This window comes from Streptomyces sp. NPDC006174 (assembly GCF_040614075.1).
Taxonomy (GTDB): domain Bacteria; phylum Actinomycetota; class Actinomycetes; order Streptomycetales; family Streptomycetaceae; genus Streptomyces.
Genome location: NZ_JBEXTJ010000018.1, coordinates 35,289 through 54,683, shown reverse-complemented (window position 1 = coordinate 54,683; position 19,395 = coordinate 35,289). Strand labels below are relative to the sequence as shown.

General features: G+C 70.2%; 16 protein-coding genes and 4 tRNA genes. 11 read left to right on the top strand and 9 right to left on the bottom strand.

All coding sequences use genetic code 11. The features are described from left to right. The first annotated feature begins 66 nt into the window (after positions 1 to 66). The 6 genes from ABZ267_RS30895 to purM all read left to right on the top strand — a co-directional run bounded on the left by ABZ267_RS30895 (position 67) and on the right by purM (position 6,250). Positions 67 to 591 (top strand): helix-turn-helix domain-containing protein, encoded by a 525-nt coding sequence (locus ABZ267_RS30895; RefSeq protein WP_356753773.1) that lies wholly within the window; start codon positions 67 to 69, stop codon positions 589 to 591. A 33-nt stretch (positions 592 to 624) separates the two neighbouring features. After that, positions 625 to 1,479 carry a M23 family metallopeptidase gene (locus ABZ267_RS30890; RefSeq protein ID WP_356753771.1) on the top strand — a complete coding sequence of 285 codons (855 nt, stop codon included), beginning with the start codon at positions 625 to 627 and terminating at the stop codon, positions 1,477 to 1,479. Positions 1,480 to 1,489: 10 nt separating this feature from the next. Continuing rightward, entirely contained in the window at positions 1,490 to 2,293 is an 804-nt protein-coding gene (locus ABZ267_RS30885) for a sterol carrier family protein (protein ID WP_356753769.1), read from the top strand. A 50-nt stretch (positions 2,294 to 2,343) separates the two neighbouring features. Continuing rightward, on the top strand, positions 2,344 to 3,246 hold the full coding sequence (locus tag ABZ267_RS30880; protein WP_356753767.1) for an META domain-containing protein: 903 nt from the start codon (positions 2,344 to 2,346) through the stop codon (positions 3,244 to 3,246). 343 nt (positions 3,247 to 3,589) lie between these two features. After that, positions 3,590 to 5,116 carry an amidophosphoribosyltransferase gene (gene purF, locus ABZ267_RS30875; protein WP_356753765.1) on the top strand — a complete coding sequence of 509 codons (1,527 nt, stop codon included), beginning with the start codon at positions 3,590 to 3,592 and terminating at the stop codon, positions 5,114 to 5,116. Between the two features lie 60 nt (positions 5,117 to 5,176). After that, positions 5,177 to 6,250, top strand: coding sequence for a phosphoribosylformylglycinamidine cyclo-ligase (gene purM / locus ABZ267_RS30870; protein WP_356753763.1), 1,074 nt, complete (start codon positions 5,177 to 5,179; stop codon positions 6,248 to 6,250). Positions 6,251 to 6,375: 125 nt separating this feature from the next. Here purM and ABZ267_RS30865 read toward each other — a convergent pair whose 3' ends face one another. After that, entirely contained in the window at positions 6,376 to 6,633 is a 258-nt protein-coding gene (locus ABZ267_RS30865; protein WP_007447468.1) for a DUF3073 domain-containing protein, read from the bottom strand. A 314-nt stretch (positions 6,634 to 6,947) separates the two neighbouring features. Beyond that, positions 6,948 to 8,030 (bottom strand): Glu/Leu/Phe/Val dehydrogenase dimerization domain-containing protein, encoded by a 1,083-nt coding sequence (locus tag ABZ267_RS30860; protein ID WP_356363444.1) that lies wholly within the window; start codon positions 8,028 to 8,030, stop codon positions 6,948 to 6,950. A gap of 199 nt (positions 8,031 to 8,229) precedes the next feature. Here ABZ267_RS30860 and ABZ267_RS30855 point away from each other — a divergent pair, with 199 nt between their 5' ends. Both ABZ267_RS30855 and bldC read left to right on the top strand, forming a co-directional pair. After that, on the top strand, positions 8,230 to 9,093 hold the full coding sequence (locus ABZ267_RS30855) for a hypothetical protein (protein ID WP_356753760.1): 864 nt from the start codon (positions 8,230 to 8,232) through the stop codon (positions 9,091 to 9,093). A gap of 624 nt (positions 9,094 to 9,717) precedes the next feature. Beyond that, complete coding sequence (gene bldC / locus ABZ267_RS30850) at positions 9,718 to 9,924, top strand: developmental transcriptional regulator BldC (RefSeq protein WP_003949541.1); 207 nt, start codon at positions 9,718 to 9,720, stop codon at positions 9,922 to 9,924. A gap of 629 nt (positions 9,925 to 10,553) precedes the next feature. Here bldC and ABZ267_RS30845 read toward each other — a convergent pair. From ABZ267_RS30845 to hrpA, 3 genes are all read right to left on the bottom strand, one after another. After that, on the bottom strand, positions 10,554 to 10,898 hold the full coding sequence (locus ABZ267_RS30845) for a DUF6274 family protein (RefSeq protein ID WP_356753758.1): 345 nt from the start codon (positions 10,896 to 10,898) through the stop codon (positions 10,554 to 10,556). A gap of 140 nt (positions 10,899 to 11,038) precedes the next feature. Then, positions 11,039 to 11,113, bottom strand: a tRNA-Asp gene (locus ABZ267_RS30840). A 116-nt stretch (positions 11,114 to 11,229) separates the two neighbouring features. Beyond that, a complete protein-coding gene (hrpA, locus tag ABZ267_RS30835) occupies positions 11,230 to 15,162 on the bottom strand; it encodes an ATP-dependent RNA helicase HrpA (RefSeq protein WP_356753756.1) in 3,933 nt (1,310 codons plus the stop codon). A 126-nt stretch (positions 15,163 to 15,288) separates the two neighbouring features. Here hrpA and ABZ267_RS30830 point away from each other — a divergent pair, with 126 nt between their 5' ends. From ABZ267_RS30830 to ABZ267_RS30820, 3 genes are read left to right on the top strand one after another with little or no spacing between them, the layout of a single operon-like run. Beyond that, a complete protein-coding gene (locus tag ABZ267_RS30830) occupies positions 15,289 to 15,720 on the top strand; it encodes a hypothetical protein (protein ID WP_356753754.1) in 432 nt (143 codons plus the stop codon). Between the two features lie 59 nt (positions 15,721 to 15,779). Then, positions 15,780 to 16,553 carry a DsbA family protein gene (locus tag ABZ267_RS30825; protein ID WP_356753752.1) on the top strand — a complete coding sequence of 258 codons (774 nt, stop codon included), beginning with the start codon at positions 15,780 to 15,782 and terminating at the stop codon, positions 16,551 to 16,553. Beyond that, on the top strand, positions 16,550 to 17,389 hold the full coding sequence (locus ABZ267_RS30820; protein ID WP_356753750.1) for a cytochrome c biogenesis CcdA family protein: 840 nt from the start codon (positions 16,550 to 16,552) through the stop codon (positions 17,387 to 17,389). The genes ABZ267_RS30825 and ABZ267_RS30820 overlap by 4 nt, the downstream gene beginning before the upstream one ends. A gap of 42 nt (positions 17,390 to 17,431) precedes the next feature. Here ABZ267_RS30820 and ABZ267_RS30815 read toward each other — a convergent pair. The 4 genes from ABZ267_RS30815 to ABZ267_RS30800 form a co-directional block, all read right to left on the bottom strand. Beyond that, a tRNA-Phe gene (locus ABZ267_RS30815) sits at positions 17,432 to 17,505 on the bottom strand. Between the two features lie 21 nt (positions 17,506 to 17,526). Then, positions 17,527 to 17,601 (bottom strand) — tRNA-Asp (locus tag ABZ267_RS30810). Between the two features lie 38 nt (positions 17,602 to 17,639). Then, a tRNA-Glu gene (locus ABZ267_RS30805) sits at positions 17,640 to 17,712 on the bottom strand. Positions 17,713 to 17,792: 80 nt separating this feature from the next. Next, positions 17,793 to 19,385 (bottom strand): metallophosphoesterase, encoded by a 1,593-nt coding sequence (locus ABZ267_RS30800; RefSeq protein WP_356753748.1) that lies wholly within the window; start codon positions 19,383 to 19,385, stop codon positions 17,793 to 17,795. Positions 19,386 to 19,395: the final 10 nt, after the last annotated feature.

Genomic DNA, 19,395 nt, shown 5'->3' with positions numbered 1-19,395 from the left:
GCGGGGGCTTCGGCTTTCGCTCACATCCTGTTGTCAGATATTACGTAACTACGTAAGGTTGGTGTCATGGAGCTGGAGCAGCGGGTCGCCGAGCTGGAGAGGCGGCTCACCGCGCTGGAGCGGCAGGACCGTGAGTCGCCGCGCCTCGGCGACGGCGACTTCTGGGCGCTGGACGGGCTGAAACAGCAGCTCGCGGGCGTCGGAGAGGCCGGAGCCGACGGCGGCGTGCTCTTCACCGGAGCGGTCCGGCTGCCGACCGGCGAGAGGTACGAGTGGCAGTACGGAGCCCTCACCGGCGCCCTCCTCGAAGAGGAGGGCGAGGGCGGTGACGGCGCACCGGCCACGGCGGACTCACTCGCCGCGCTCGGCCACCCGGTACGGCTGCGCCTGCTCCGCGAGATCCTCGGCGGCCGCCGTACCGCCGCCGAACTGGCCGCGCTCGACGGCGTCGGCACCACCGGCCAGATCTACCACCACCTGCGCCAGCTGACCGGCACGGGCTGGCTGCACACGACCGGCCGCGGCCGGTACGAGGTGCCGGCCGTCCGTGTGGTGCCGCTGCTGGTGGTGCTGACGGCGGCGCGGCCCTGACCGGAGAGACCGACACGACGCCATGGGGGAGACATGTCCGTCCGCACTGTTGTGGAGAAGGCCCACCGGATCGCCTGGGTAATGCTGTTCGCGCTGGTAGTCGCCGAATTCTTCGTGGACCTGCCCGGCCCGGGCTGGGTGACCACGCTGCTGCCGGTGGCGCTCGCCTTCTTCCTCCTGATGGCGGTGATCGCGCTCCAGGCCGGGGCCGGAGCACCCAGGGGCGAGCCGCGTGATCCGGTCGAGGTCGCCCCGCCGGTGACCGGCCGCTGGACGGCCCTCAACAGCCCGGCCGACAAGGTCCCTAGCCATGGGGTACACGTCTACGGGCAGACGTACGCGATCGACATCGTGGCCGAGCCGGAGGTGGCGGAAGGCGAGCACCCCGCCCGGCCGCCGTTCCGCTGGGTGTGGCCGCTCTTCCGCCGCAACCGAGCCTTCCCGGCCTTCGGCGCCCCGCTGCTCGCGGTGGCCGACGCCACGGTGGTCGGGGCGAGCGAAGGCCAGCGCGACCACGTCAGCCGCACCTCGCTGCTCGCCCTCGCCTATCTGATGGTCATCGAGGGCAGCGTCCGCTCGGTCCTCGGCGTCCACCGCGTCCTCGGCAACCACGTGGTCCTGGACCTCGGCGACGGTACGTACGCCGTCTACGCCCACGTCCGGCGCGGCTCGCTGGAGGTGAAGGCCGGGGACACGGTCCGCACCGGGCAGCCGATCGCCCGCGTCGGCAACTCCGGCAACACCACCGAACCGCACCTCCACTTCCACCTGATGGACGGTCCCGACCCCGACGACGCCCGGGGTGTCCCGTTCACCTGGCGGGGCGTCGGAGTGCCCGCGAACGGGGAGACGTTCACCGTCGGCACCGATGTCGGTGCGGCCGGTTAGTCTCACCCCCATGCCTCCGGCCAAGAAGCGCCCGCGCGCCTACGACCACCTCAGGACCCGGACCGCGGTCCTCGCCCAGTTCGGCCATGTCCGCGACGCCGTCCGCCTGTTGACGCCCGAGCAGCTCGCCGGCCCGACCCGGCTCGGCGACTGGACGGTGCGGGAGCTCGCCGCGCATGTGGCGATGGTCCTCGGCAGCGTGAGCCGGTCCCTGGCCCTGCCGGAGCCGCCCGGACCCCAGCCCGGCCTCACGCTCCTCCAGTGGCCGCCCGCCACCGCCGCGTACGCCGCCCGGATCGCCGAGGACGTGGAGGAGCTGGCGGTCGACCGACCCGACCTCGCCACGCTGTACGAGGAGGTGGAGGCGGCCTTCCGCGCGGACGTCCCGGCCACCGGCACCGGAGAGCGGCTGCTGCCGACCCGGGTCGGCTCCATGCGGCTGGCCGACTTCCTGGTGACCAGGACCGTCGAGCTGACCGTCCACACGGACGACCTGAACGCGGCGCTCGGCCTGGAGATCCCGTACGACCGGCAGGCGCTGGCCGCCTGCACCCGGCTGCTGGCGGACGCGCTCGCCGACCGCGCGCCCGGCGGTTCGGTCGAGGTGCGCGTCCCGCCGTTCGCGGTGGTCCAGTGCATCGGCGGCCCCAAACACACCCGAGGCACGCCGCCCAACGTCGTGGAGACCGGCGCGCTGACCTGGATCCGGCTCGCCACCGGCCGTACGGAGTGGGCGCGGGCCCTGGCGGACGCCGAGGTCAGCGCGAGCGGCGAGCGCGCCGATCTGGCGGAGCTGCTGCCGCTGATGGGCTGAGAGAGAGCGGGCGACGGAACCGGATCGGGGGCCCGTTCCGTCCCATCGCCATGCACACACAACGTATGGCAGTCAGCATCAGCGTCCTGGCCCTCCTCACCCTCGCCGCCTGCGGTACGGAGCCGGGTTCCGGTTCCGGCGGCGGTGGCGGGGACGGCGGGGACACCGTGCAGAGCGATGTGCCGGTCACCGGGGTCGCGTGGAACGTGGAGTCCATGACCGTCGACGGGAAGAAGACCGGGGCCCCGGAGGGCTCCCGGCTGGAGATCGACGCGAAGGGCCGGGTCAAAGCCGACTTCGGCTGCAACCGCATCGGCGGCGAGGCCCGCGTGGAGGGCGACCGGATCACCGTGAGCCGGACCGTCTCCACGATGATGGCGTGCGGGAAGGGCGTCGACAGGTTCGAGAAGGCCGCCGTCGCCGCCCTCGACGGCGAGCTCACCGCGAAGCTCACCGGCGAGAAGCTGACCCTCACCACCGAGGGTGGCGACACGATCGCGCTCAGCGAGGAGAAGCCGGCCGACCTGGTCGGCACCCGCTGGGCGGTGAAGACGCTGCTCAGCGGCGAGACGGCGACGTCCGTGCCCGCCGATCTGCCGAAGGAGCGGGTGCCGTACCTGACCTTCGGCGAGGACGGCACCGTGCACGGCAACTCCGGCTGCAACTCCTTCCACGGCAGGGCCACGGTCAAGGGCTCCGCGATCACCTTCGGCCCGCCGGCCGGCACCCGGAAGATGTGTCCGGAGGCGGAGATGGCGACGGAGCGCGCGGTCCTCGCGGCGCTGGACGGCCCGGCGACGTACACGATCAAGGGCTCCACGCTCACGATCACGGCGGACGACGGCAAGGGCCTCGGCGCGACGGCCGCTCCGGCGAAGAGCGAGGGCGGCCAGGAGCAGCAGAGCGGAGACGGCCAGGAGCAGCACACCGAGGGCGCCGAGCAGCACGGCTGAATCCCGGCCGCCGGTGTGAGGCTCACCACGAAACGAGCGTTCGGCCAGCGGCCGTGGCGGGTTCGGGCCAGGTTCACCGAGCGCCACAACCGGCCGGCCGCCGCCGGGCCGTCCCGGCCGGTCCTTACCAGTCGGTAACCGGCCTCGCGGCCCGGCAGTGAGCCCTCGGACCTGCCATTCGGTCTCCGTCGGCCTCACCCGTACGTCACACAGCGTCACCGGCCGAAGTCCCGCGAATCGCCCGCCCGTCACGGTGGCCCGAGCCGCACCCCGTGCTCCGTACCGCCTCCGTCCACCGGTCCCCAATTCGGACCAGTGGTCGATCTCGCCTACACTCGGTGCCGTGCCCCGTGGTGATGGACGACTCAACCACGACCTGCTCCCCGGAGAGAAAGGCCCCCAGGACGCTTGTGGCGTCTTCGGTGTCTGGGCTCCGGGTGAAGAGGTCGCCAAGCTCACCTATTTCGGACTGTATGCCCTGCAGCACCGCGGACAGGAATCCGCGGGCATCGCAGTGAGCAACGGGTCCCAGATCCTCGTCTTCAAGGACATGGGACTGGTCTCGCAGGTCTTTGACGAAACGTCTCTGGGTTCCCTCCAGGGCCATATCGCGGTCGGTCATGCCCGTTACTCCACCACCGGTGCCTCGGTGTGGGAGAACGCGCAGCCGACGTTCCGTGCCACCGCGCACGGCTCGATCGCCCTCGGTCACAACGGGAACCTGGTCAACACGGCCCAGCTCGCGGAGATGGTCGCCGACCTCCCGCGCAAGGACGGCCGCGCCACCCAGGTCGCCGCGACCAACGACACCGACCTGGTGACCGCGCTGCTCGCCGGGCAGCGCGACGAGGACGACAAGCCGCTGACCATCGAGGAAGCCGCCGCCAAGGTGCTCCCCGACGTCAAGGGCGCGTTCTCGCTCGTCTTCATGGACGAACACACCCTCTACGCCGCCCGTGACCCACAGGGCATCCGCCCGCTGGTGCTCGGCCGGCTGGAGCGCGGCTGGGTGGTCGCCTCCGAGTCCGCCGCACTCGACATCTGCGGCGCCAGCTACGTACGCGAGATCGAGCCGGGTGAGCTCGTCGCCATCGACGAGAACGGCCTGCGCACCTCCCGCTTCGCAGAAGCGAAGCCCAAGGGCTGTGTCTTCGAGTACGTCTACCTGGCCCGTCCGGACACCGACATCGCCGGCCGGAACGTCTACCTCTCCCGGGTGGAGATGGGCCGCCGCCTGGCCGCCGAAGCCCCCGTCGAGGCGGATCTGGTCATAGCGACCCCGGAATCCGGCACGCCCGCCGCGATCGGGTACGCGGAGGCCAGCGGCATCCCGTTCGGCGCCGGACTGGTGAAGAACGCCTACGTCGGCCGGACCTTCATCCAGCCCTCGCAGACCATCCGCCAGCTCGGTATCCGGCTCAAGCTGAACCCGCTGAAGGAAGTCATCAAGGGCAAGCGCCTGGTGGTCGTCGACGACTCGATCGTCCGCGGCAACACCCAGCGCGCACTGGTCCGGATGCTCCGCGAGGCCGGGGCCGCCGAGATCCACATCCGGATCTCCTCGCCGCCGGTGAAGTGGCCCTGCTTCTTCGGCATCGACTTCGCCACCCGCGCGGAGCTGATCGCCAACGGCATGACCGTGGACGAGATCTGCACCTCGATGGGGGCCGACTCGCTGTCGTACATCTCGATCGACGCGATGATCGAGGCGACCACGATCGACAAGCCCAACCTGTGCCGCGCCTGCTTCGACGGTGAGTACCCCATGGATCTCCCGGACCCGGAGCTGCTCGGCAAGCAGCTGCTGGAGACCGAGCTGGCGGCAGGACCCGCGGCCACCGCCGCGGCCGACGCGCTGCGCCGTCCGTAACCCGGACGCGCCGCGGCCCCTCCCACCAGCCCCGTATCTCCACACGAAAGATCCCAGGCCATGTCTGAGACAACAGGTGCTTCCTACGCGGCCGCCGGCGTCGACATCGAAGCCGGTGACCGCGCCGTCGAGCTGATGAAGGAGTGGGTGAAGAAGACCCGGCGTCCCGAGGTCGCCGGCCTCGGCGGGCTCGGCGGCTTCGCCGGTCTCTTCGACGCCTCGGCGCTGAAGCGGTACGAGCGTCCGCTCCTCGCCTCCGCCACCGACGGTGTCGGGACCAAGGTGGACCTGGCGCGTCAGATGGGCGTGTACGACACCATCGGCCACGACCTCGTCGGCATGGTCGTGGACGACCTCGTCGTCTGCGGTGCCGAGCCGCTCTTCATGACCGACTACATCTGCGTCGGCAAGGTGCATCCCGAGCGTGTCGCGGCGATCGTCAAGGGCATCGCCGAGGGCTGCGTCCTCGCGGGCTGCGCGCTGGTCGGCGGCGAGACCGCCGAGCACCCGGGCCTCCTCGGCCCGGACGACTTCGACGTCGCCGGCGCCGGTACGGGCGTGGTCGAGGCCGACCGGCTGCTCGGCCCGGACCGGATCCGCGAAGGCGACGCCGTGATCGCGATGGCGTCCTCCGGTCTTCACTCGAACGGGTACTCGCTCGTCCGCCACGTGGTCTTCGACCGGGCCGGCTGGACGCTGGACCGCGAGGTCGAGGAGTTCGGCCGGACGCTCGGCGAGGAGCTCCTGGAGCCGACCCGGATCTACTCGCTGGACTGCCTGGCGCTCACCCGTACGACCGAGGTGCACGGCTTCAGCCACGTCACCGGCGGCGGCCTGGCGAACAACCTGGCCCGGGTCATCCCGGACGGGCTCCACGCCACGGTGGACCGCTCCACCTGGACGCCCGGCGCGGTCTTCGACCTGGTCGGCAAGGCCGGAAACGTCGAGCAGCTGGAGCTGGAGAAGACGCTGAACATGGGCGTCGGCATGATCGCGATCGTCCCGGCCGACTCGGTCGACGCCGCGCTGACGACCCTGGCCGACCGCGGGGTCGACTCCTGGGTCGCGGGTGAGATCACCGACCGCGGTGACCGCACCACGGGCGCCGAGTTGACCGGCAGCTACGCACGCTGAACCGTACGTACGGTGTGCGCCGGGCGGAGACGTCCGGCGCACTGTCCGTCAGGGCGGGACCGGATCGGGACACACAGAACCCGGCCCGGGGCAGGCCCGGACCGGGTTGATGTGTCAGCGCGAGGTCAAGCTCCGCGGCGCTGTGACGACGGACCGGACTGATCGTCCTGGTCCTCGTCATCGTCCTGGTTGTAGCGATCCGCGTACTGTGCGTACGGGTCATCTTCCTCGTCGTCGTCCTCGAACGGCTCGGCGTTCGGTGGCTGACTCGAAGGCGATGCGCCCAGCTCATTGGCCAGACGCGACAGGTCCGTCCCGCCGCTGCTGTACTTCAGCTGGCGGGCGACCTTGGTCTGCTTGGCCTTTGCCCGGCCGCGCCCCATGGCTCGACCCCCTCGGTGACGGGGCTCGACGGCCCCAGAGTCTTGACACGCGTTCATGTTTCAGGACGGACTCCCGACAGAGAGACCGCGCCCGTAGGGCTTTAACGGTACCTGCTTCCGTGGCCATACGGTACGCCGCCCGCGTCTTGCGCCCCGGTGCAGTACCAGTGAGGAGCCCCGTCCCCGCTGGTCAACTGCGATTTTAACCTCTTCTGCGCGCACGACCCGCCGACCGGCGTGAGTCTTGTCTCCCGCCGGCGCCTCGCAGCTCCTCCGCGGGTCTCCCGCCGGCCGCCGGGTCGTGCGCGGGCGCGTCAGCGGGTGCGCGCCTCGGCCATCCGCTGCTCGGCGATCCGGTCGGCTGCCGCGGCCGGCGGAATGCCATCCGCCTTCGCACGCGCGAATATTTCCAGCGTGGTGTCGAAGATCTTCGTGGCCTTCGCCTTGCACCGGTCGAAGTCGAACCCGTGCAGCTCGTCGGCGACCTGGATCACGCCACCGGCGTTGACCACGTAGTCCGGCGCGTAGAGAACCGACCGGTCGGCCAGGTCCTTCTCGACGCCCGGGTGGGCCAGCTGGTTGTTGGCCGCGCCGCAGACCACCTTCGCCGTGAGCACCGGCACGGTCTCGTCGTTCAGCGCGCCGCCGAGCGCGCAGGGCGCGTAGATGTCGAGGCCCTCGGTGCGGATCAGCGTCGCAGTGTCGGCGACCACGGTGACCTCGGGGTGCAGATCGGTGATGCGGCGCACCGACTCCTCGCGGACATCGGTGATCAGGACCTCGGCGCCGTCGGAGAGCAGGTGCTCGACCAGGTGGTGGCCCACCTTGCCGACGCCGGCGACACCGACCTTGCGGCCGCGCAGCGTCGGGTCGCCCCACAGGTGCTGGGCCGAGGCCCGCATGCCCTGGAAGACACCGAACGCGGTGAGGACGGAGGAGTCGCCGGCGCCGCCGTTCTCCGGGGAGCGGCCGGTGGTCCAGCGGCACTCCCGGGCCACGACGTCCATGTCCGCGACGTAGGTGCCGACATCGCAGGCCGTGACGTACCGGCCGCCGAGCGAGGCGACGAACCGGCCGTAGGCCAGCAGGAGTTCCTCGGTCTTGATCTTCTCCGGGTCGCCGATGATGACGGCCTTGCCGCCGCCGTGGTCGAGCCCGGCGAGGGCGTTCTTGTACGACATCCCGCGCGACAGGGCCAGCGCGTCGGCGACGGCCTCGGCCTCGTTCGCGTACGGATAGAAGCGGGTGCCGCCGAGGCCGGGGCCGAGGGCGGTGTTGTGGAGGGCGATGACGGCCTTGAGGCCGGTGGCACGGTCCTGGCAGATCACGACTTGTTCGTGGCCCCCCTGATCCGAGTGGAACAGGGTGTGCAGGACGCCGTTAGTCACATCGGTCACTGTGGTGACTCCCAAGTACGAAGCGGCGGGAGGCCCTCCTAGGGGTGGGGAGGGCCCCGGGACCTGTCGTCGGACAGGCCTCGGACCGGCCGGCACGGCCGGTCCGATGGGCAAGAGCGTAAGTCCTCCGGCGGCGCGGATCTGCCCCCGTGCCGAGGATCACCCCAAGGGGGTGTACGCGCGTGGCACGATGCGCTGCATGTCGGTGGTGTCTTCGGTGTTCGTCCCTTACACGTCCTACCTCCGGGTGTACGAGCCGCTCGCCGCCTTCGCGGAGCCCGAGCGCAGTCACTGGGCCCGTTACGCGGAGCGCCCGGTGCTCCCCACCGCCCAGGACGAACTCCGCCGCGCGCTGGCCGACTTGGTGCCGACGCCGCCGGTCGGCGTGCCGGTGCACGAGAGCGGTGACGCGTTCGTGGCGGAGGTGGACGGGGTGGTGTGCGTCTGCCCGTGGCGGACCCGGCTGCGCGGTTGGCTCGCGCTGGAGGAGCTGGAGGGGTCGGGCGCGCGGGAGGGAATGTTTCCGGCCAACGTGCTGGAGGCCCTGCTCCCCGAGGTGGTGCGGGGCCAGGCGCGGGCGGACCACGAGCGCTGGCTGCGCCGGAACCCGGACGCGCGGCCGTGGATCCGCACGACGGTGTGGCAGGTGCCGGTGCGGTGGTTCGTCCTCTTCCGGGACGAGGAGCGGGAGTACGTGGCGGCGGACGGCGAGGGCCGGGAGCCGGTGCTGCGGTACCGGACGCCGATGGTGGAGGCCCGGCGCCGGCTGGCCCGGGGGCTGCGGACGCTGCGGGAGAACGTCGCCGACGGGCCGCTCACCGAAGGGCTGGTGGAGGTGGGCCGCTGGCTGGAGGAGTTCCATCCGCGCTCGCTCGTGGAGCTGGACTACGGGGGCCTGGTGCACGCGCTGCCGGCCGGACAGCTCGCGGCGGACCGGTCGGCGGCGGATGTGGTGGAAGGGCTCGCCGCGCTCGGAAACGGTGACGCGGAGGGCGCCGGAGAGGCGTACGCGCGGCTCGCGGAGCGGTGGCGGGCGGTCAGGGACCGCCAGTTCACCAATTGACGTGAAAAGACCCACAGCGGCATCAACGGGACGGAACCGGGGCATCCTTCATCCAGGACGGACCGGACGACCGGACGGACCGAGCGGAGTGCGGGAAGGAGGAGAGAGTTGACAGGCCGTGAACCTGCGTCCCGTGGGACACGTGTGGTGGATGGGGCGGAAGAGTACGCCTCGCGACCCAGGACCTACGTCCCGAACCGGGCCTTTGCCTCAAGCGTGATGGATAGCACTAACGGGGCCCTTGCGCCCTTCCCTGCTCCTCATGCCAAAATAGGACAAGGAGTCCGGGGAGGGCTCCTTCCGTCCAAGTAAGGGCGGAATGCTCAACATTGCACTCTATGGGGGGTCTGACGACTCCTGATCGCTCTGTGACTGATCGTCACGGTGGTGTGACTGTCCGCTATGGCATGGTCCATCGGCTTCCGTCGCTGATGAACACCTGGGAGGGCAATTCCATCGGTTTGGCCGACGCGGCTGGACGGATGGTGTAGTTGTAGTGCCGAGGACAAGCCGTTCGTCCTATAACCGACTCGGCCCGCGTCCGCCATTTCGGGCAACGCGGGTCAAGGTGCAGAATTTAGAGGAAAGAACCGAGAAGGTTCGGTTCTCCCGAGGAGGCCGCTCATGACCGCTCGCACCCCTGATGCCGAGCCGCTGCTGACCCCGGCTGAGGTTGCCACGATGTTCCGCGTGGACCCGAAGACGGTCACCCGTTGGGCCAAGGCTGGCAAGCTCACGTCCATCCGCACGCTCGGTGGACACCGCCGGTACCGCGAGGCAGAGGTCCGCGCACTGCTTGCGGGTATCCCGCAGCAGCGCAGCGAGGCCTGACACACCCCTGCCCCGCAGCTCAACGCAGTAGCAGCACTGCATCACAACAGGGCAGCCGCCAGGTCCCCCAACCTCAGGCCGCCCCTATACAGCTCCACTCGACGGACGCCTGCCCCAACGGGCGTCATACCTGTGTACGGGATACGTGTACGGGTACGTCGTCTCGATCGCGCTGGACTCCGCCGGGTCCAGCGCGATCTTTTTATGTCCCGGAACCCCTGGGCCGGCACCGCGCCACCGAGGCCTCTAGTGCCCCCGTACGCCCCTTCCACACCCTCCGGACGGCCCTGGACCAGGTGAGCGATAACCGGGTGGTCGGTCGGCTTCCAGGACTTTCACGGCCCGCCCGGCGATCCGTCCCGCCGTCCGTCCCGGCGCCGTTCGTGGGTCTGTGAGTGGGTCTGTGCGGGAGTGTGGGTGAGCGTCCCGGACGCGGTGGGACAGCCCCGGACGGAACGGTCCGGCCGAAAGCCCGGGGCAGTGCAATTGCACATATTAAATTCGCCAGTTGTAGGGGAGGCGTAAACTACCCCGGTCGGAAAACTCCTTCGGTGACACCCGTCACACCGCCTGATGCTTGCCAACTCCGAGCGTGCCACTGTCCGGACGCGGAATCATCCGGCCGATGGTCATGCGGTGGAGGGCCTTTCGGCCCCATCGGCGTCCTCGGCCCGGGCCTCGTTCGCGTCCTCGCGCCCGTTCTCGTACCTCTCCGGCGGTACGGCGGCGCTCTCCGCGGTCGTCGGGCCGCCGGACCGGGTCCGGGGCTTCTGAGGCTCGTACGCGGGTTCCGGAGCCGCTCCGGACTTCCGGGTCTCCCGGTCGCTCTCGCCGCCCTCTCCGGGCTCCATGGCGAGGCGCAGCAGCCGGTGGCAGACCGGGCAGTGGCGGGTGAGGTGCCCGTAGCCGTAGGCGGCCGCCAGATGGGCCCGGAGCAGTGCGCGGGTCTCGTGTCGTGCCGTGGACGCGGACATGCGAGCCACCTCCCGGTGGACCCGGCCGCCCCTCGCCGAGGGAAACAGGGGCAGCCTCGTCTCTACGGGGTACCGGCGGCGGAAGGCGCCGTCAAGACGCGCGAAAGCCCGGATCGAAACGATCCGGGCTTTCATCACTGCGGTCCTGACGGGATTTGAACCCGCGGCCTCCACCTTGACAGGGTGGCGAGCACTCCAAACTGCTCCACAGGACCAGGTTTTCGCCGCTTGCCTTGCGACTTGCTGCGAAACCAGACTGTACAGGAGGTGGGAGGTCCAGGTCGACTTCACTCCTGGTGGTGACCTCGTCACCGCCTCACCACCCCCTGTTTCAGGGCGCCAGCGCGTCGATCGCCTTCACGATCCGCTTGTCCGAGACCGGGAACGCGGTGCCCAGCGCGTGCGCGAAGTAGCTCACCCGCAGCTCCTCGATCATCCAGCGGACGTCCAGCACCTCCTGGCCCACCGGCCGTCCCTGCGGGAGCTGTTCGAGCAGCCACGCGTACTCGTCCTGCATCTCGTGGACCTTCGCCATCCGCGTGGTGTCCCGCTGGACGGCCGTCGGCATCTGCTGGAGCCGCCGGTCGGCCGCCACCAGGTACCGCATCAGGTCCGGCAGCCGGCGCAGACCGGTGGCCGTAACGAAACCGGACGGTACGAGTCGGGCCAGTTGCTCCCGTACGTCGGTGACGTTGGCGACCAGCGTCAGGCTGTTCGTCGACTTCAGCCTCCGCTCGCAGGCCTGCCAGGCGGCCAGGATCTGCTGCACCTGGTCGATCGTGCGGACGGTCAGGTCCACCAGGTCCGCGCGCACCTTGTCGTACAGCGTCCGGAACGCCTTCTCGTCCCACGCCGGGCCGCCGTACGCGGCGATCAGCCGGTCGGCGGCGGCGGTGGCGCAGTCCTCGAAGAGGGCCTGGACCGAGCCGTGCGGATTACGGGAGAGGGCCAGCTTCTGCTGGTTGGTGAGCCGGTCGGAGGCGAACTTCGCGGGGTTGACCGGGATGTTCAGCATGATCAGCTTCCGCGTCCCGCGCCACATCGCCTGCTGCTGCTCGGCCTCGGTGTCGAAGAGGCGTACGGCGACGGTGTCGCCCTGGTCGACCAGAGCCGGATACGCCTTCACCGGTTGCCCGGCCCGACGCGTCTCGAAGACCTTGTTCAGCGTACCGATCGTCCAGTCCGTGAGGCCCGAGCGCTCGATGGACTCGCCGGAGGGCCCGGCGGTCGCCGCGGCGGCCTTGGAGAGCGCCTGCCGGGCCTTCGGGCGCAGCTGGAGCTTCAGCGCCTCCAGGTCCTTGTCCTCGGCGACCTTGCGGCGCCGCTCGTCGACGATCCGGAACGTGATCTTCAGGTGGTCCGGGACGCGGGAGAGGTCGAAGTCGTCCGCCGTGACCGGTACGCCGACCATGCGCTGGAGCTCGCGCGCCAGGGTCTGCGGCAGCGGCTCCTGGAGCGGAACGGCCCGGTCCAGGAACGTGTCCGCGTAGTTCGGCGCCGGGACGTAGTGCCGGCGGATCGGCTTCGGCAGCGAGCGGATCAGCTCGGTGACGACCTCCTCGCGCAGCCCGGGAATCTGCCAGTCGAAGCCCTCGGCGGTGACCTGGTTGAGCACCTGGAGCGGCACGTGGACGGTCACGCCGTCCGCGTCCGCGCCGGGCTCGAACTGGTACGTCACCTTGAACTTGAGCTTGCCCTGCCGCCAGGAGTCCGGATAGTCGTCCTTGGTGACGGCTCCGGCCTTCTCGTTGATCAGCATGGAGCGCTCGAAGTCGAGCGCGTCCGGCTCCTCGCGCTTCTTGTTCTTCCACCAGGAGTCGAAGTGCGCTCCGGAGACGATGTGCTCCGGAACGCGCTGGTCGTAGAAGTCGAAGAGCGTCTCGTCGTCCACCAGGATGTCGCGGCGCCGCGCGCGGTGCTCCAACTCCTCGACCTCACCGAGGAGTTTGCGGTTGTCATGGAAGAACTGGTGGTGCGTACGCCAGTCGCCCTCGACCAGCGCGTTGCGGATGAACAGGTCCCGCGAGGCCTCCTGGTCGATACGGCCGAAATTGATCTTGCGCTGAGCGATGATCGGCACGCCGTAGAGCGTGACCCGCTCGTACGCCATCACCGCGGCCTGGTCCTTCTCCCAGTGCGGCTCGCTGTAGGTGCGCTTCAGCAGGTGCTGCGCCAGCGGCTCGATCCACTCGGGCTCGACCTTCGCGTTGACCCGCGCCCACAGCCGTGAGGTCTCCACCAGCTCCGCCGACATCACGAACCGCGGCTGCTTCTTGAACAGCGCCGAGCCGGGGAAGATCGCGAACTTGGCGCTGCGCGCGCCGAGGTACTCGTTCTTCTCGGTGTCCTTCAGCCCGATGTGCGACAGCAGCCCGGCCAGCAGCGAGACGTGCACCGCCTGCTCGGGAATCGACGCGTCGTCCTTGGGCTCCTCGACGGCGATGCCCATCTGCTTGGCGACCGTACGCAGCTGCGCGTAGATGTCCTGCCATTCGCGGATGCGCAGGAAGTTCAGATACTCCTGCTTGCACATCCGGCGGAACGAGGACGAGCCACGCTCCTTCTGCTGCTCGCGGACGTAACGCCACAGGTTCAGGTACGCCAGGAAGTCGGAGGTCTCGTCCTTGAAGCGCGCGTGCTGCTGGTCGGCCTGCGTCTGCTTCTCCGAGGGCCGCTCGCGCGGGTCCTGGATGGAGAGCGCGGCGGCGATGACCATGACCTCGCGCGCGCAGCCGTTCCTGTCGGCCTCGATGACCATCCGGGCCAGCCGCGGGTCGACGGGCAGCTGCGAGAGCTTGCGGCCGAGCGGCGTGAGCCGCTTCTTCGGATCCTTCTCCGCCGGGTCCAGCGCTCCCAGCTCCTGGAGGAGCTGCACGCCGTCGCGGATGTTGCGGTGGTCCGGCGGGTCGATGAACGGGAACTTCTCGATGTCGCCGAGCCCGGCGGCGGTCATCTGGAGGATCACGGAGGCCAGGTTGGTCCGCAGGATCTCCGGATCGGTGAACTCCGGCCGGGTGACGAAGTCGTCCTCCGAGTACAGCCGGATGCAGATGCCGTCCGACGTACGGCCGCAACGGCCCTTGCGCTGGTTGGCGCTGGCCTGGGAGATCCGCTCGATCGGCAGCCGCTGGACCTTGGTGCGGTGGCTGTAGCGGGAGATGCGGGCGTTGCCGGGGTCGATCACGTACTTGATGCCGGGAACGGTCAGCGAGGTCTCGGCCACGTTGGTCGCGAGGACGATGCGGCGGCCCGTATGACGCTGGAAGACGCGGTGCTGCTCGGCGTGCGAGAGGCGCGCGTAGAGCGGGAGCACCTCGGTGTGTCTGAGGTTCCGCTTATTCAGCGCGTCCGCCGTGTCCCGGATCTCGCGCTCACCGGAGAGGAAGACCAGCACGTCACCGGGTGCCTCGTGGCTCAGCTCGTCGACGGCGTCGCAGATCGCGGTGATCTGGTCGCGGTCGGAGTCCTCGCTGTCCTCTTCCAGCAGGGGGCGGTACCGCACCTCCACCGGATACGTCCGTCCGCTGACCTCCACGATCGGCGCCTCACCGAAGTGGCGCGCGAACCGCTCCGGGTCGATCGTCGCCGAGGTGATGACGACCTTCAGGTCGGGACGCTTCGGCAGCAGCCGGGCCAGATAGCCGAGCAGGAAGTCGATGTTCAGCGACCGCTCATGGGCCTCGTCGATGATGATCGTGTCGTACGCCAGCAGCTCGCGGTCCGTCTGGATCTCGGCGAGCAGGATGCCGTCCGTCATCAGCTTCAGATACGTCGACTCCGGATTCACCTGGTCCGTGAAGCGGACCTTCCAGCCGACGGTCTCGCCGAGCGGCGTCTTCAGCTCGTCCGCGACGCGCTCCGCGACCGTGCGCGCGGCGATCCGGCGCGGCTGCGTGTGCCCGATCATGCCGCGGACGCCGCGTCCCAGCTCCATACAGATCTTGGGGATCTGCGTGGTCTTTCCGGATCCGGTCTCACCGGCGACGATCACGACCTGGTGGTCGCGTATCGCCTCCAGGATCTCGTCCTTCTTCTGGGAGACCGGCAGCTCTTCCGGGTACGACAGGGCCGGCAGCCGGGCCGCGCGGGTGGCGAGCCGTTCGGCCGCCTTTCCCGCCTCGGCCGCGATCTCGTCCAGCACGGACTGGCGGGCCTCGGGCTTGCGGATGCGGCGCGCTCCTTCGAGGCGCCGGCCCAGCCGGTTCGCGTCGCGGAGCGAGAGCTGTCCGAGCTGGGACTGGAGATCGGCGAAGGAAGTAGACATACGGATCCCAGGATCTCACCCGGGTGTGAGGAGTGGCGACCTCATTTCGGGCGGACTGCGTCACGTGCCACGTACCATTTCGGGCAGTCGAACGCTCAGCCTCCCCGCACGAAAGGTGCCGGTCCCGTGTCCCGTACGCAGTGGTGCTGCCTGACGGCGCTGCTCGCGATCGTGATGGAGTTGCTGTGCGGACCGCTGGTCGCGGCTCCTTCTTATGCTGACGCGTCATCCTCCGAGGGCGTCGCGGTCGCTGTGGAGGCAGCCGCTCCGGCTGCCGTCGCGGAGCCCTTCGACGCGAACACGCCGGCCACGGCCGTACGGGCCGCCGCCGCTCCGGACCCCGGCGTTCCCGGCTGCGGGAAGCCCGGTGACCACGACAGCGAGCCCGCCGTCCCGACCCGGGCCCGTGGAGCGTACGACCAGGCTCCTGGCCTCGCGCCGTGGGGCCTGCCGGCCGCGACGGGCGCGCTCCAGGCCGAGCCGCCGCCGGGGATACGGGTCCGGGCGCCGGTCCCCGCCACGCCGAGCCCCGTCGAGCTCTCCGTGCTGAGGGTGTAGGCCGGCCAACCGCCTGACCCGCACCTTCTCTCTCGCTCACCTTCAGCACGGAGTCCCGCATGCCCACGCCCAAGAAGTCCACCGCCGGATCGAAGAAGCCTCTCGTCTACGGCGCCGTGATCGTCACCGCCGCCGCTCTCCTCGGCTTCGCCTCCTACAAGGCCACCGCGCCCGCCAGTTCCTCGGGAGAGACCACCTCCGCCGCCGAGGTCTCCGCCGACCCGCGGGCCGGCGTCTACCCGGAGCTGGCGAAGCTGGCCCGCCGCGACGCCGGCGACAAACTGGCGGTCGGCCGCACGGACGCCCCGGTCGTGCTGATCGAGTACGCCGACTTCAAGTGCGGCTACTGCGGCAAGTTCGCGCGCGACACCGAGCCCGAGCTGATCAAGGAGTACGTGGAGGACGGCACGCTGCGCATCGAGTGGCGCAACTTCCCGATCTTCGGCGAGGAGTCGGAGAACGCGGCGCGCGGGTCCTGGGCGGCGGGTGAGCAGGGCCGCTTCTGGGAGTTCCACGCGGCCGCCTACGCCGAAGGCGCGAAGGAGAAGGGGTTCTCCAAGGACCGGGTCAAGGCGCTCGCGCGGGAGGCCGGGGTCAAGGACCTGGCCCGGTTCATGAAGGACCTGGACGGCGAGGCCGCACGTGCCGCCGTCGCGAAGGACCAGGAGCAGGCGTACGGGATCGGCGCCACGTCCACGCCGTCGTTCCTGATCAACGGCCGCCCGATCGCGGGAGCGCAGCCGAAGGAGACGTTCACGCGCGCGATCGAGGCGGCGGCGGAGCAGGCGAAGACCGCCGCGGGAGCGGAGGCCACCGAGGACTCCGCCAAGTGACGGCGGACATCGGCTACTTCGCGGCCTTCCTCGGCGGCCTGCTCGCTCTGGTCAGCCCGTGCAGCGCGCTGCTGCTGCCGGCCTTCTTCGCGTACTCCATCGACTCCACCTCGCGCCTGCTGGCCCGTACCGGCATCTTCTACGCCGGTCTCGCCACCACCCTCGTCCCGCTCGGCGCCGCCGGTTCGTACGCGGGCCGGTTCTTCTACGGCCACCGCGACGCCCTGGTCACCGGCGCGGGCTGGCTGATCATCGCGCTCGGCGTCGCGCAGATCGTCGGCCTGGGCTTCGCGTCGAAGCGGATCGCGGAGATCAGCGGCCGCATCCGCCCGACCACCGCCTTCTCCGTCTACGTGCTCGGCGCGGTCTACGGCCTGGCGGGCTTCTGCGCCGGCCCGATCCTCGGCAGCGTCCTCACCGTGGCGGCGGTGAGCGGCAGCCCGGTCTACGGCGGTCTGCTGCTGGCGGTCTACGCGCTCGGGATGGCCGTACCGCTGTTCGTCCTCGCTCTGCTCTGGGAACGGTTCGACCTCGGCCGCCGCACCTGGCTGCGCGGCAAGGCCGTCCGGCTCGGCCGGTTCGAGCTGCACACCACCTCGCTGCTCTCGGGCCTGTTCTTCATCGGCCTGGGCGCGCTGTTCCTCGTCTACGACGGGACGACCGCGGTGCCCGGCCTGCTCGGGGTCGACAGCTCGTTCGCGGTGGAGCAGTGGGCGCAGAGGCTCGGCGAGCGCGTATCGGACGCGGTGCTGCTGGGGTCCGTGGTGCTGGTGGTGCTGCTGGCTCTCGGCGTACGGGCCTGGCGGCGACGCGAGCCGGCGGCGGAGGAAGGGTAGGAACGGCGAAGGCCCCGTCCAGCGGACGGGGCCTTCGAGAGGTGGCTGGGGCCGGGATCGAACCGGCGACCTATCGCTTTTCAGGCGATCGCTCGTACCAACTGAGCTACCCAGCCACGCAGCCACAGAGACTGCAGCGGTCCTGACGGGATTTGAACCCGCGGCCTCCACCTTGACAGGGTGGCGAGCACTCCAAACTGCTCCACAGGACCAAGCAATGTGCGAAACAAGTCTCGCACACGGTAAAGCGTGCCCCCAACGGGATTCGAACCCGTGCTACCGCCTTGAAAGGGCGGCGTCCTGGGCCACTAGACGATGAGGGCTATTGGCCCGCCGGTTCGCTTTGCAGCGCGTCGGGGACGTGAGAAGCATATGGGATGGGTGGAGCTATCGCCAAAACGGTTTACGGCGAGGGCGTCGGCCGCCCGGGAGAGCCGGTCGGAGAGGGCGTGGGGGAGGGGTCGGCGGGGGTGTCCTTCTTCAGGTTCTCCTCCGGGAGATGGCGGCTGACCTCGGCCGTCGTCAGTCCGAGACCGCCGAGCGTGATCTCGTCCCAGGCCTGGAGACTGCGGGTCTCGCGGTCCAGGTAGAGCACCGAGGCACGTACCTTCTCGGGCTTGTCGTTCTGCACCGCGCGCAGCCCGCCGCCGCCCGTGGAGCCCTCGACCTTGAGCCGCGTGCCGCCCTTCAGCTGCTTGTTGATCCGGTTGTGGAGGTGGCCCGCGAGGACCAGCGGGACGGTGCCGTCGGTCTGGCGGGCGGTGGCCGGGTCGTGGGCGACGGCGATGTCGACCGGCGTGCCGGCCTGCTCCTGGTCGCGGAGCGAGGTCGCCAGGCGCGCGCCTTCCAGCTCGGCGGCGGCCTTGCCGCCGACCGGCTTGGTGCGGTCCGGCGTGAAGGAGGCGTCGCCGGTGCCGGCGATGCGGAGTCCGGCCACGTTCACGGCCCGGCCGTCGTCGAGGACGCGTACGTTCCGGAACTTCTCCAGGTACGCCTGCGTGACCTTGGAGTCGTGGTTGCCGCGCACCCAGACGTACGGCGCGCCGAGGTCGCGGATCGGGTCCAGGAAGCCGTTCTCGGCCGCCGAGCCGTGGTCCATGGTGCCGCCGGAGTCGATGATCACATCGATCTCGTACTGCTTCACGAGCGAGGCGATGATGTGCCAGGCCGCCGGGTTCAGGTGGATGTCGGAGACGTGCAGGGCGCGGATGGTGCCGGGGTCCGGCTGGTAGACGGGGAGCGTGGAGGTGGCGTCGTACAGCCGGGTGACGTTGGTGACCAGGCGGGCCAGCTCCTGCTGGTAGATGTCGAACTCGGTGACGATCGAGCGCGCGTCGCCGACGAGGGACGGGGCGCTGGAGAGCAGGCCGGAGAACTTGGGCTCCAGGACGGACTTCGGGTTCCAGGTGGCGTACGCGCTGACGCCCGACGCGGCCAGCAGCGTGAGCGCGAGCCCGCCGGCGGCCAGCGCGCGGCGCGGGCGGCGGTAGACGACCAGGCCGAGCGCGGTCGCGCCGGAGATCACGGCGACACAGGAACGTACGGCCAGCTCGCGGGTGCCGGCGGCGACATCGCGAGTGACCTCGTCCTGAAGGCCGGAGAACCGTTCCGGCTGGTCCACCAGGGCCTGCGAGCGCACCGGGTCGAGGCGGTCCACGTCCACGTCGAGGCGGAGCGGCGCGATGTGCGAGTCCAGCTCCAGCGCGCCGAGCGGCGACACGTTGATCTTGCTGCCGCCGGTGAGGGACGGCCGCAGGGTCATGTTGGTGTCCATGGGGCCGACCGGCATACGGATGGAGCCGACGGCGAGCAGCCCGAGCCACGCGCCGAGTACGACGACGGCGAGCAGGGAGAGGGCGCGTACGTACGGCTTGGAGTGGCCGGATTCCGTCAGGTCGCTGGTGGCGGGCTTGCGTGACGTGGGCTTCGGGCGGGTGGACGGGCTGAGGAGGTGCCGGACGCGGTCGACTGCGGCACGGAACGGGGCGCGGACCATTGGGCGCGTA